The sequence below is a fragment of the Burkholderia gladioli genome, from assembly GCF_000959725.1.
GTDB classification, from domain to species: domain Bacteria; phylum Pseudomonadota; class Gammaproteobacteria; order Burkholderiales; family Burkholderiaceae; genus Burkholderia; species Burkholderia gladioli.
Map to the genome: position 1 here is coordinate 4,004,918 of NZ_CP009323.1, position 13,038 is coordinate 4,017,955.

Sequence of the window (13,038 nt, forward strand, 5' to 3'; positions counted from 1 at the left end):
TCGATTCTTTCAGGGTCCGATGCCTGCAACAGGCTGTATCTTTTCGTTACAAATTCCCAATCGAAGCGATTTAGCATGACGGGATACTGCAAAAAACGGCTCCTATCTTCAATCGCATCTATACCGAACGAGGCGAGAAACGATGAAAGTCGCCATTCTCGGCGGTCCGGCCAATCAAACCAAGCAACTGGAATCGTGGTTGCGAAATGACGGTCATCAGCCTGAATTCTTCAAGACTGGAAATAATTTTTTTGCCGCGCTCAGGCGCAACGATTTCGAACTCCTGCTGGTCGACGTGGTGCTGCCCGATCTGTCGGGCATCGACCTGATCGCCTGGGCCCGGCATCACTTCGACTGGCACGTGCCGATCGTCGCGATGACGGCGCGCGACACCTGCCAATCGGCCGCCGAGGCGCTGAAAGCCGGCGCCGACGATTATCTGGTGCGTCCGATGCGCGAGGCCGAAGTCCAGTCACGCATCATGACCGCGGCCATGCGATATGCAAGCGATTCGAATGACCGTGCCGATTTCGGCGCTTATTCGCTCGACACGAAAACCACGAAGATTCGGCTGCATGGCGAATCGGTCAATCTGACTCGCAAGGAATTCGAATTGGCCGCCTATTTTTTCCGACATCCGGATCAATTGATTTCACATGAAACCTTATTGAATCGGATCTGGAAATTGCAAAGCGACATCGACACGCGCACGGTCGCGACCCACGTGAGCCGGATCCGCAAGAAACTGCAGCTCGACGGCAGCCACGGCTGCGAAATCCTCTCGCTCTACGGTTATGGCTACCGCTGTCTGCTCAATCGCGCCGACACGGCGAGCACGCCAGGCAGCGAGGCGCCGCAGCCGACACCGCCCGCCGCCGCCCCGATCGCCCTGCCCGGCGGCGCGAGCCCGCTCGCGACGCTCGACACCTCGCCGGCACCGATCGACGTCGCTTGCGAACCATCGCTGTCGCTGCACGAAGCCAGGCGCCCGGTCGACCGCTACGTCGCCAACCTGCTCAAGGAACGACAGGATTTCGAGGATCAGATCCGCCGGCTGCGCGACGCGTTCTGCGAGGCGACGCTCGAGCTGCGCGCGCTGAAGCGCCAGCATGGGCGCCGGCATCACGAGGTGGAGGCCTACGCTGACTTCAGCGAGGATCTGGCCTGAAGGGGCGAACCCCGCTCGAACCCCAGAGCCGGACATGACAAAGGCCCGCACCAGGCGGGCCGTTTCGATACCGGGCCATCATCCGATGGCCCCGCTGCCGCTTATTTCTTGTCCGGATCGTCCGACGGCGTCGGCTGCTTGAACGGGAACGAGCTGAACATCGATTTCGCCTGGCTCTGCATCTGTTCCTGCATCTGCACGAACATGTTCTTCGACTGCTCGATGTAGCTCGTCATCATGCCCTGCATCATCGGCGCCTGCATGTTCATGAACTGCGACCAGACCTCGGGGTTCATCGCGTTGCTGCCGTCGTAGAGATTCTTCGACTGGTCGGCGAGCTTGTTCTGGATGTCGATGAAGGCCTGGATGTTCTTTTCCAGGTAGGTGCCCATCATGCCCTGCATCGCATGGCCGTAGAAGCGGATGATCTGCGAGAGCATCGACGAGGAGAACATCGGCACGCCGCCGCTTTCCTCCTCCAGGATGATCTGCAGCAGGATGCTGCGCGTGAGGTCCTCGTTGCTCTTCGCGTCGACGACCTTGAAATCCTCCTGCTCGAGCACGAGCTGCTTGACATCGGTCAACGTGATGTACGTGCTCGTTTCGGTGTCGTACAGCCGGCGATTCGGGTACTTCTTGATGAGTCGTTCGGCAGTCTTCTTTGTAGTAGTCATGGAACACCTGTGAGCGCCGGGGTGGCGCGATGACAGCGCTCGCCGCCGCGACGGCGCGCGGCCGGACGGAACGCACTCGGAATCTGTCGAGCCCGCGGCGCGGCCTGCCCCACACGGCGGCCGCGCCAGCAGGCTCAGCCCATGTGCAGACCGCCGTTGAGCGAGAAGTCGGCGCCCGTGGCGAAGCCCGATTCGTCCGAAGCGAGCCAGGAGACGATCGAGGCGATCTCGTCGGGCGAGCCGAGTCGGCGCACCGGAATCGTCGCGACGATCTTCTCGAGCACGTCGGGACGGATCGCCTTGACCATGTCGGTGCCGATATAGCCCGGCGACACGGTGTTGACCGTCACGCCCTTGGTCGCCACTTCCTGCGCCAGCGACATGGTGAAGCCGTGGATGCCGGCCTTGGCGGTCGAGTAGTTGGTCTGGCCGAACTGGCCCTTCTGGCCGTTCACCGACGAGATGTTGATCACCCGGCCCCAGCCGCGCTCGACCATGCCGTCGATCACCTGCTTGGTCACGTTGAACAGGCTGGTCAGGTTCGTGTCGATCACGGCCTGCCAGTCTTCCAGCGTCATCTTGCGGAACACCACGTCGCGCGTGATGCCGGCGTTGTTGACCAGCACGTCGACCTCGCCCACCTCGGCCTTGACCTTGTCGAAGGCGAGCTTGGTCGACTCCCAGTCGCCGACGTTACCCTCGGAGGCGTGAAAATCGAAGCCCAGGGCCTTCTGATCCTCGATCCACTTCGCGCGGCGCGGCGAATTCGGCCCGCAGCCGGCAACCACCGTGAAACCCGCCTTGTGCAGACGCTGGCAAATGCCCGTCCCGATGCCGCCCATGCCGCCCGTTACGTAAGCCACTCGCTGAGTCATACTGAACACTCCATTTATCGTTGTCGAAGCGCCGGACGGCGCTTCCTTCGTCGTCTGCCTGGTTCAAGCGCGGCGCGCTCCCACCGCGCCGCGCGGCGGTGTCACGGGCGCTCGACCGCCAGCGCCACGCCCATCCCGCCGCCGATACACAGCGATGCGAGGCCGCGCTTCGCATCGCGCTTCTGCATCTCGTACAGCAGCGTGACCAGGATCCGGCAGCCCGATGCGCCGATCGGATGACCGATCGCGATCGCACCGCCGTTCACGTTCACCTTCGAGGTATCCCAGCCCATCTGCTGGTGCACGGCCAGCGCCTGCGCCGCGAAGGCCTCGTTGATCTCCATCAGGTCGAGATCGCCGACCGACCAGCCGGCGCGCTCCAGGCAGCGGCGCGAGGCCGGCACCGGGCCCATGCCCATCACCTTCGGGTCGACGCCGGCATTGGCGTAGGCCTTGATGCGCGCGAGCGGCGTGAGGCCGAGCGCCTTGGCCTTCTCGGCCGACATCACCAGCACCGCGGCAGCGCCGTCGTTGAGGCCCGAGGCATTGGCCGCCGTCACCGAACCTTCCTTCGAGAAGGCGGGCTTGAGGCCCGCCAGCGACTCGGCCGTCACGCCGTGGCGCACGAACTCGTCGCTGGCGAAGCGGATCGGCTCGCCCTTGCGCTGCGGGATCTCGATCGGCACGATCTCGTCGTCGAAGCGGCCCGACTTCTGGGCGGCCTCGGCCTTGTTCTGCGAGAGCGCCGCGAAGGCGTCCTGGGCCTCGCGCGTGATGCCGTATTCCTTGGCCACATTCTCGGCGGTGATGCCCATGTGGTAGTTGTTGTAGACGTCCCAGAGGCCGTCCACGATCATGCTGTCGACCAGCTTGGCGTCGCCCATCCGGAAGCCGTCGCGCGAGCCCGGCAGCACGTGCGGCGCCGCGCTCATGTTCTCCTGGCCGCCCGCGATGACGATCTCGGCGTCGCCCGCGATGATCGCGTTGGCGGCCAGCATCACGGCCTTGAGGCCCGAGCCGCAGACCTTGTTGATGGTCATGCCGGGCACGGCGGTGGGCAGGCCCGCCTTGATCACGGCCTGGCGCGCCGGGTTCTGACCCGATGCGGCCGTCAGCACCTGGCCCATGATCACTTCGCTGATCTGGTCGGGCGCCACGCCGCTGCGTTCCAGCACGGCGCGAATCACGCTCGCGCCCAGTTCCGGCGCGGCGATCTTGGCCAGCGAACCACCGAATTTGCCGACCGCGGTGCGCGCGGCCGATACGATCACTACGTCAGTCATGTCTTCATCCTCCAGGCCCGCACCGCGACCCGCTCCGTTGAAAAAATGCCGGGGCACAGACGGCCAGCGTGCGCCGCCTGTCGCGATCCGTCAATGCTCCTGCTTCAATTCCTTACCAGGACGTAGCGCCCGGGTGCCGGCTCGATCACCGGGAACTGCGCCGAACCCAGCGAGGCGCGCGGCTTGGTCTTGCGACCGCCGTATTGGTCGAGCCAGTCAATCCATTCCGGCCACCAGCTGCCCGGGTGCTCGGTCGCCGCGTCGAACCAGTCCTGCGCCTGTTCCGGCAGTTCCTTGGCGTCGGGCGCGTCGAAGCTCCAGTAGCTGCGCTTGTTCTTGGCCGGTGGATTGATCACGCCCGCGATATGACCCGAGGCGCCGAGCACGAAGCGCAGCGGCCCGGTCAGCAGCGAGGTCGAGGCGTAGGCGGTCTGCCAGGGCACGATGTGATCCTCGCGCGAGCCGTAGATGAAGGTCGGCACGTCGATGCGCGTGAGGTCGACCGGCTCGCCGCACACGGTGAGCGCGCCGGGCTCGCGCAGCTTGTTCTCGAGGTAGGTGTGGCGCAGGTACCAGGCGTACATCGGGCCCGGCAGGTTGGTCGAGTCGCTGTTCCAGTACAACAGGTCGAACGGCGCCGGCGTGCGGCCCTTTAGGTAGTTGTCGACCACGTAGTTCCAGACCAGATCGTTGGGCCGCAGGAACGAGAAGGTATTGGCGAACTCCACGCCATGCATCAGGCCCGGCGCCGTGCCGTGCTTGCCGCCGATCGACTGCTCGCGCATCTGCACGTGCGCCTCGTCAACGAACACGTCGAGCACGCCGGTATCGGTGAAGTCGAGCATCGCGGTAAGCAGCGTCATCGAGGCTACCGGGTGTTCGCCGCGCGCGGCCAACACCGCGAGCGCGGTGGCAAGCATGGTGCCGCCCACGCAGAAGCCGAGCGCGTTGATCTGCTCGCGGCCGCTGATCTGCTGGACCGTGTCGATCGCGGCCAGCACGCCCTCGTTCATGTAGTCGTCCCAGCCCTTGGCCGCGATCGACGCATCGGCATTGCGCCACGACACCAGGTAGACCTGGTGGCCGCTGGCCAACGCATGCGCGACCAGCGAATTCTCGGGCTGCAGGTCGAGGATGTAGAACTTGTTGATGCAGGGCGGCACGATCAGCAGGGGCCGCTCGTAGACGGTCGCCGTGACCGGCTGGTACTGGATCAGCTGGATCAGGTCGTTCTCGAACACCACCGCGCCGGGCGTGTTCGCGAGGTTCTTGCCGACCACGAATTGCGATTCGTCGGTCTGCGAAATCTTGCCGCGTTGCAGATCGCCAAGCAGGTTCATCATGCCCTGCCGCAGGCTTTCGCCCTGCGTGTCGAGCACGCTCTTCTGCGCCTCGGGATTCAGCGCCAGGAAGTTGCTCGGCGACAGTGCTGCGGTCCACTGCTGCACCGCGAACAGAATCCGCTCGTGCGTCTTGGCATCGGTCTCGACCGCCTCGGCGAGCGCCTGCAGGTAGCGCGCGTTGAGCAGGTACCAGGCAGCCGTGAAGGCATGCGCGGGCGAAGCCTTCCAGGCCTCGGCGCTGAAGCGCCGGTCCTTCAGCTCGGGCGCCTCGAGCTGCGAGGCGGTCGCCTTGCGGAACAGCTCGGCGCTCTCGCGCGCATAGTCGGCCTGTAGCTGCTGCAGCCGCGCCGGCGGCACCGAGGCGACCGGCAGCGACATGCCCGGCAGCGCCGCGCCGCCGGGAAAGGCCGCGCCGAACTGGCTGCCAAACTGGCCGCTGAACGGATTGCCGAATTGAGCTGCAAACGGTGCACCACCCGCGGCCGGCCACTCGGGCAGCTTGGGCATGGCGAACGGAAGGGGAAAGGAAGCAGCCGGATTCGCTTGCGCAGACTGACCGGCCGCGGCGCGCAGGGGCTCCGCGAAGCGGCCCCATGCGTCGAGCCACTGCTGGAACATCTGTTGAATCGGCTGGGACGCATCGGCCGTCTGGCGCCCCGGATTGAAGTCAGCTTGTGAGGAAGTCGACGAATTTTTCGGTGCTGTCATACCTGCCTTACCGGTGATTCCTGGCTGTGCATCTGGACATCCTGCGTCAACGACCTTCCGGCGACGCGACCTGCCGGCCATCATACGCTGGAGGTGGCTTCACGATTCTGCCGCAGTGCAGTAGTTTTATCATTATCGTTTTCCCCCATGTGCTGCCGCGGGGGAAAACGCGCGAGGCCGCGACTATGCGGCAATCCGTCGCAACATCGTCGACGAGGCCCGGCCCGAGGCGACGTGCGAGTGGCTTGGAGCCGGTTCAGCCTAACCGGGTTCCGTGACGGGAATCATGTCACGCGCCGCAGCAAAAAGCCCCCGGCATTTGTACCGGGCCAGGCAAGAAATACCCGTATCGATATGAGCGAGGGGCCGTGGAGGGGCGATCCCCCGTGCTGCCGGCCCGCTCTTCAGGCTTCTAGTCGTTGATCCAGATCATCGCGGCCATGCGACCCGTGACCCGATCGCGCCGGTAGGAGTAGTAGCGATGGCGCTCGGTCACCGTGCAGGCGGTGCCGCCCGTCGCCTGCATGATGCCGAGCCGCGCCAGGCGCAGGCGCGCCAGCGCGTAGAGATCCGCGTGGTGCTTGCCCGCCGCGCCGTCGACCGCCACGAAGGCGCGGGCGGTCGCTTCGCGCTCGTCCGGCAGCGCCGCATCGACGAATGCCGCGTGCACGTCGGCGCCGACCTCGAAGACGCGCGGGCCGATCGCCGGGCCCAGCCAGGCATGCAGGCCGCTCGCCTCGACGCCGGCCAGGGCCGCCACCTGCGCCGCGGTGCGCTCGAGGATGCCCGCCACCAAGCCGCGCCAGCCCGCGTGCGCGGCACCGACCGCGCGGCCGGCCGCGTCGCAGAACAACACCGGCAGGCAATCGGCCACCATCACCACGCAGACGGCGCCGGGCACGTCGGTCACGCTGGCATCGGCGCGAACCGGCGCGTCTGCCGCCGGGCCGGCCGCCAGCACCGCGTCGGCGCGCACGACCTCGGTGCCGTGCACCTGCTCGAGCCAGGCCGCGCGCGGCTGGCCGGCCAAGGCCAGCAGCCGCGCGCGATTCGCCTCGACAGCGGCCGGATCGTCGCCGGTATGAAGGCCGAGATTCATGCCGCCGGGCGCATCGCCCTGCTCCGCCGACCATCTGCCATAAGGCGCGGCGCTCACGCCGCCGTCACGCGTCGAAACCAGCGCGCGCACGCGCGGCGCGACGCGCCAGTCGGGTTGCAGGCAATCGTCGAGGCTCAGCTCGGGCAGCGTGATGGTGGTCATTCAGTCCTCTTCCGGATCGTCGCGTACGTAGATGATCTCGCCATCGTAATCATCGTCGTCGTAATCGTCCTCGTCGTCGAAGTCGGCGTCCTCGGCACCGAAGCCGAGAGCGGCGGCCAGCTCGGCGATGTCGTCGGGCACCGGACAGCGCCACTGCATCGAGCGCCCCGTGAGCGGGTGCACCAGGCCGAGCCGCCAGGCATGCAGGGCCTGGCGCGCGAAACCGCCGGGCAGCGCCGCGACCGAGCGCTTGCCGCGTGCGCGGCCATACACGGGGTCGCCGAGCAGCGGATGGCCGGTATGCGCGCAGTGCACGCGAATCTGGTGCGTGCGGCCGGTCTCGAGATCGCAGTGGATCGCCGACACCGGCTGGTTCTGCCAGAGCACCGTATCCACGCAGCGGAAGTGCGTGCGGGCCGGCTTGCCCGAGGCGCCCGTGACGACCGCCATGCGCGTGCGCTCGCGCGGATCGCGGCCGATCGGCGCGTCGATGGTGCCGCTCTCGGGCATGCGCCCCCACACCAGCGCGAAATAACGCCGCTTGACGGTGCGCGCCTGCAACTGCCGGACCAGATCGGTCTGCGCCGCGAGCGTGCGCGCCACCACCATCAGCCCGGAGGTTTCCTTGTCGAGGCGATGGACGATGCCGGCGCGCGGCAGGCCGGCCGCCGCCTCGCCGTAGCGATGCAGCAAGCCGTTGAGCAGGGTGCCGCTCCAGTTGCCGGCGGCGGGATGCACCACCAGGCCGGCGGGCTTGTCGATCACCACCAGGGCTTCGTCCTCGTAGACGATCGACAGCGGCACCGGCTCGGGCGCGAACGCGAGCTGCTCGGGCAACAGGTCGGGCACCAGCTCGATGGTCGCGCCCAGCGGCACCGGCTGGCGCACCTTGGCCGGCGCGCCGTCGACGCGCACGCGCTGCTCGTCGATCCAGCCCTGCAGGCGGCTGCGCGAGAATTCGGGGAATAGTTGGGCGAGCGCCTTGTCGAGGCGCTCGCCGGCGAGCGAGTCAGGCACCACCACCACCCGCGGGGCCTCGTCGCCCGATGCGGCGCAGGCCGGCGCGGCAAGCGACTCGCCGGACAGATCATCGTCGAGCGAATCGCCCGCCGATGCGTCGGACGGGGTGGAGCTTGGGCTATAATCGTCGCCATTTGCCGTGCCCGGCCGGGCACGGAACGAACTTGAACGGGTCATTTAGACTGGGTCACCGAGACTGAAAGCTAGGACATGCGAGCCACATTCACCATGATGAATTCGACCAAACGCGTGGCAAAACCTGTGGCCGCGTGGGCTGCATTGGCCGCGGCCGCCGCGCTGATCGCCGGCTGCCACGGCTTGCCGCAGAAGACCGACGAAACGGCGACCTGGTCGAACAACAAATTATACTCAGAGGCTCAGGATGCCCTGAACGGCAGCGATTGGGGCAAGTGCGCGAAATATTTCGAAGCGCTGCAAGGCCGCGATCCGTTCGGCCATTTCGCCCAGCAGGCGCAGATCAACGTAGCCTACTGCAACTGGAAGGATAACGAAGCAAGCGCCGCCGACCAGGCCGTCGACCGTTTCATCCAGCTGCACCCGGATCACCCGGACATCGCCTATGCCTACTACCTGAAGGGGATGATCCACTTCAACGACGATCTCGGCCTGTTCGGCCGCTTCTCGGGTCAGGACATGAGCGAGCGCGATCCGCAGGCGCTGCGCGAATCGTATGACGCGTTCAAGATCGTCGTCGACCGCTACCCGAAGAGCAAGTACGCGCCCGACGCCGCCGCGCGGATGCGCTACATCGTGAACGCGCTGGCCTCGCACGAGGTGCACGCCGCCGACTACTACTACCGCCGCGGTGCCTATGTGGCCGCGATCAACCGCGCCCAGCTGGCGATCACGCAGTACAAGAACGCGCCGGCGATCGAGGACGCGCTGCACATCATGGTGCTGTCCTACGGCAGGCTGAACCAGCCGCAACTGGCCGACGACACCAAGCGCGTGCTGGCCAGCACCTTCCCGGACAGCCCGTACATCACGGGGCATGCCCGTCCCGGCGCGAAGAAGAAGTCCTGGTGGCAGTTCTGAGCCCGCTCGCGAGGCTGCCCCGCCGCGGGCGGCCTGCCGCGAGCACCCACTAAAAAACCCGGCCATGGCCGGGTTTTTTATTTGATGGCGAGACAACCGCCTGCCGAAGCGAGTTCAGGCACGAATGCCGCGCCCGCCCTCCTCGAAGAACTCGCGCACCACGTCGATCTCGCGCGTGCGCTTGAAGGGCGGCAGGCTCTGCCAGATGCGCCGACCATAAGGCTTGTCGACCAGCCGCGTGTCGCAGATCATCAGCACGCCGCGATCGGTCTCGGCGCGGATCAGGCGGCCCGCGCCCTGCTTGAGCGTGATCACCGCCTGCGGCAGCTGGTGCACGGCGAACGGGCTCAGGCCCTTCTTGGTCAGCGCATCGAGCCGCGCTGCCAGCACCGGATCGTCGGGCGGCGCGAACGGCAGCTTGTCGATCACCACCAGCGACAGCGCGTCGCCGCGCACGTCCACGCCCTCCCAGAAGCTCTGGCTGCCGACCAGGATCGCATTGCCGTAGGCGCGGAAGCGGTCCAGCAATTCGGTGCGACTCGCGTCACCCTGCACCAGCAGGGGCATGTTCCAGCCGCGCGCCTCGATGGTCTCGCGCAGCTTGGAGGCGATCCGGTCGACAGCGCGCAAGGTGGTGCAGAGCATGAACACGCCGCCGCCCGAGGCTTCGATGGCCGGCAGCGCCGCATCGAACACCGCGTCGGTGAACATCGGCGAGGACGGCTGCGGCAGGTCGCGTGGCACATAGAGCAGGCCCTGTGCCGGATAGTCGAAGGGGCTGGGCAGCGTCATCGAGCGACGCGAGCTGAGCCCCATCTGTGCCGCGTAGTGGGTGAAGTCGCCGCGCACCGACAGCGTCGCCGAGGTGAAGATCCAGGCGCGCGGCACGCCAGCGCGCTGCTTGGCGAAGATCGGCGCGACCGACAGCGGCGTTTCGTGCAGTTGCACCGTCTGCGAGAACACCTCGACCCAGCGCACCTTCTCGTCGGGGTCGTCGCGCTTCGCCTCGGCCGCCTCGCCACCCGCCGCCACCTCCTTCACGGTTTTCGCCGCGCTGGCCGCCGCCGCATCGGGCGCGACCCAGCCGGCCAGGATGCCCTGCAGCTCGCGCGCGCGGCGCAGGCAGGCGCCCAGCGATTCGGCGCGCTCGGCCTGCCCGGCCAGCGCCGAGGCGAGCGCGTCGAGCGCGGCATCGACATCGTCGAGCGCGGCGAACAAGGGATGATCCTCGCCGAGCTGCGCCAGCGAGACGCGCACGATGCCGCCGTCGGCGAAGGCGAGCCGCACGTCGCGCGCCGCACGCTCCAGCGCGGCGCCGAGCTTGACCCATTCCACCGCGTCGCGCGCATGGGCCAGGCCCTCGACCACGGTATCGCGCGCGAGCTCGAGCATCTGCGTGGTCGACAGCGTCTCGCCGAAGAACAGCGTGGCCGTCTCCGGCAGTTGGTGCGCCTCGTCGAAGATGATGGTGTTCGCGCTCGGCAGCAGCTCGGCCATGCCGGTATCGCGCAGCATGATGTCGGCGAAGAACAGGTGGTGGTTCACCACCACCACGTCGGCCTGCTGCGCCTCTCGGCGCGCCTGCATCACGAAGCATTCCTTGTAGTGCGGGCAATCCTGGCCGAGACAGTTGTCGCGCGTCGAGGTGACCATCGACCAGACCGGCGCCGTCTCGGGCACGCTGGCCAGTTCGGCCTTGTCGCCGCTGCGCGTGAGCTTGGCGAACCGGACGATCTCCTGCAGGTAGGCGGTGTCCTGCCGGGTCGGCAGGCGGCCGTTGTCGGCCGTGCGCTGCAGGTAGTAATGGCAGAGGTAGTTGGAGCGGCCCTTGAGCATCGCGATCGTGACGGGCACGGCGAGCGCGTCGCGCACGGTCGGGATGTCGCGCTGGAACAACTGGTCCTGGAGGTGCTTGGTGCCGGTCGAGACGATCACCTTGCCGCCCCACAGCATGGCCGGCACGAGATAGGCATAGGTCTTGCCGGTGCCGGTACCGGCCTCGACGATCAGGGTGTTGTCGGCGCCGTCGTCCTCGGCGGTGGCGGCGCTGTCGCCGCGCGCATCGTCGCCGGCCGGCGCGGTCTCGCCCGCCTGCAGCTTGCGGGCCGGGCGCTTGCGCGCATCGAAGATCTCGGGCTCGGGCAGCTTGCGCGCCGACGCCTCCATCGCGGCGGCCACCGCGCGCGCCATGTCGATCTGCGAAGCCCGCGGCCGGTAGCCGTCGAGCACGCGCGCGAGCAGGCCGCCCTCACCGAAGATCGCGTCGAGTTCATTGACGCGCTTGCGGCTCGGGGTGGCAAGGGGATGGGGGGTGTCCGCGCGCGAAGACGCGGCGGACGATTCGTCGCGCCGCGTGTCAGCGGGTGCTTCTAGCGGTGAATTCAAGGCAAGCGGTTCCTCATTTCCGGTGCCTGACGCGGCCCCGGCGCTTGCCAGGCCGCCCTCAGGCGCGCTGATCCGGTTCGAGCTGCGATTGCAGCATGATGATTTTGTCCTTGGCCAGCAGCTTTTCCTTCTTCAGCCGGTGCAGCGCCAGATCGTCGATGTCAGAGCGCATTTCCTTGAGCTCGATCTCGCGTGCCAGCTGACTGTGCTGCTCCTGCAGGGATACCAGCCGGTTGCGCAATTCCTGCTTCAGCTCTGCTTGACGGGTTTGCATGCTCGCCTCCTCAAAAGAACCGGCTCGACGCAGCGGCCTTCCGATACCGCTCGCGATTCGCCGGGTTGGCTGTCCGAACGAAATACCCACCCCTGGCTGTCTGGCGTGACGACGTGCGCGGCACGCCCTACTGCTGTTGTTGCTGTTGCTGCTTTTCCTTGGCCTTCTCGGCCGCCTGGCGCTGCCGCTCCTCGACATCGGCCTTGTGCTGCTCGGCCTCGCGCTGCTTGTCCGCGTAACGCTCGGCGTTCTGTGCCCGCTCCTGCGCCTTTTGCGCGGCCTGTGCGTGGGCATCGTCGAGCTTCTTCTGGAAATCGGCCTGCTTCTGATCGTACGCCTGCTGGCTGGCCGCGCGCTGCGGCGCGTCGGCGTCGCGCTGCGCGCGCTTGAGCTCGTTCTCGCGCTGCCTGTCGGCATAGGCGGACGCGCTCGCGGCCTCGCTGGCGGCGCGCTGCGGCGCTTCGGCCTGCTGCTGCGCGGCCTTCAGCGCGAGCTCGTCGTCACGGCGCTTGGCGCGCACCGCGCGCTGCTCGTCGTTCAGGGCGAGCTGCTGCTGGCTGATGCTCGAACGCTCCTCACGCATCGTGTCACGCGCTTTGGTCAGACAATTGTTGACGAAGAACTTGCTGTAGCAGTCATGCTGGGCCACGCCATAACGATAATTGTTTTCCGCCGTGCGCTGATCGAGCACTTTTTGGCGGGCATCGAAATCGCGATCCTGTGCCGCGGCGACAGTGTCGCTCGTGACGGCTGCATCGGACGCGGCCGCCTGCGCGGCGGCCACGGACGAAGCGGCGCCGAGCGCGAGGGCCAGCGCGGCAACGAGTAAACGGGAGATTGGCAACGTCGTAGGAAAGCTGCGGGACATGGGGCAAATTCTAACACCGCACCGCCGCCCTCGCGGCGGCGCCCCGATGCATTTATGGCAAAATGCCCCGCTCCATTCACCCGCCCGGCCCGGTTCGCCGGCCACGGGCGTTCCAGCAGGCCG

At 67.0% G+C, this 13,038-nt stretch carries 11 protein-coding genes; 2 read left to right on the top strand and 9 right to left on the bottom strand.

Annotated features, from left to right (window positions below; genetic code table 11):
* The first annotated feature begins 142 nt into the window (after positions 1-142).
* Positions 143-1,168 (top strand): response regulator transcription factor, encoded by a 1,026-nt coding sequence (locus BM43_RS34525; RefSeq protein WP_036051327.1) that lies wholly within the window; start codon positions 143-145, stop codon positions 1,166-1,168.
* A gap of 101 nt (positions 1,169-1,269) precedes the next feature.
* Here the strand turns inward: BM43_RS34525 and phaR are convergent, their stop codons facing one another.
* The 6 genes from phaR to BM43_RS34555 form a co-directional block, all read right to left on the bottom strand.
* The gene (phaR, locus tag BM43_RS34530; RefSeq protein ID WP_013698223.1) at positions 1,270-1,842 is read right to left on the bottom strand and encodes a polyhydroxyalkanoate synthesis repressor PhaR; all 573 of its coding nucleotides are present in this window, start codon (positions 1,840-1,842) and stop codon (positions 1,270-1,272) included.
* Positions 1,843-1,976: 134 nt separating this feature from the next.
* Positions 1,977-2,717 (bottom strand): 3-ketoacyl-ACP reductase, encoded by a 741-nt coding sequence (locus BM43_RS34535; protein ID WP_013698224.1) that lies wholly within the window; start codon positions 2,715-2,717, stop codon positions 1,977-1,979.
* A gap of 101 nt (positions 2,718-2,818) precedes the next feature.
* A complete protein-coding gene (locus tag BM43_RS34540) occupies positions 2,819-4,000 on the bottom strand; it encodes an acetyl-CoA C-acetyltransferase (protein WP_036051326.1) in 1,182 nt (393 codons plus the stop codon).
* Positions 4,001-4,104: 104 nt separating this feature from the next.
* Positions 4,105-6,051, bottom strand: a complete 1,947-nt coding sequence (gene phaC, locus BM43_RS34545; protein ID WP_080742171.1) for a class I poly(R)-hydroxyalkanoic acid synthase — start codon at positions 6,049-6,051, stop codon at positions 4,105-4,107.
* Positions 6,052-6,463: 412 nt separating this feature from the next.
* On the bottom strand, positions 6,464-7,312 hold the full coding sequence (gene pgeF, locus BM43_RS34550; RefSeq protein WP_036051325.1) for a peptidoglycan editing factor PgeF: 849 nt from the start codon (positions 7,310-7,312) through the stop codon (positions 6,464-6,466).
* Positions 7,313-8,509, bottom strand: a complete 1,197-nt coding sequence (locus BM43_RS34555; protein ID WP_013698228.1) for an RluA family pseudouridine synthase — start codon at positions 8,507-8,509, stop codon at positions 7,313-7,315.
* Positions 8,510-8,560: 51 nt separating this feature from the next.
* On the opposite strand from BM43_RS34555, the gene BM43_RS34560 reads away from it, so the two are divergent.
* Positions 8,561-9,388 carry an outer membrane protein assembly factor BamD gene (locus tag BM43_RS34560; protein ID WP_036039581.1) on the top strand — a complete coding sequence of 276 codons (828 nt, stop codon included), beginning with the start codon at positions 8,561-8,563 and terminating at the stop codon, positions 9,386-9,388.
* Positions 9,389-9,502: 114 nt separating this feature from the next.
* Here the strand turns inward: BM43_RS34560 and yoaA are convergent, their stop codons facing one another.
* The 3 genes from yoaA to BM43_RS34575 form a co-directional block, all read right to left on the bottom strand.
* On the bottom strand, positions 9,503-11,773 hold the full coding sequence (gene yoaA, locus BM43_RS34565; protein WP_036051323.1) for a DNA repair helicase YoaA: 2,271 nt from the start codon (positions 11,771-11,773) through the stop codon (positions 9,503-9,505).
* A 58-nt stretch (positions 11,774-11,831) separates the two neighbouring features.
* Positions 11,832-12,047, bottom strand: a complete 216-nt coding sequence (locus BM43_RS34570; RefSeq protein WP_013698231.1) for an HP1242/YdcH family protein — start codon at positions 12,045-12,047, stop codon at positions 11,832-11,834.
* Between the two features lie 127 nt (positions 12,048-12,174).
* The gene (locus BM43_RS34575; protein WP_036051321.1) at positions 12,175-12,915 is read right to left on the bottom strand and encodes a hypothetical protein; all 741 of its coding nucleotides are present in this window, start codon (positions 12,913-12,915) and stop codon (positions 12,175-12,177) included.
* Positions 12,916-13,038 lie beyond the last annotated feature (123 nt).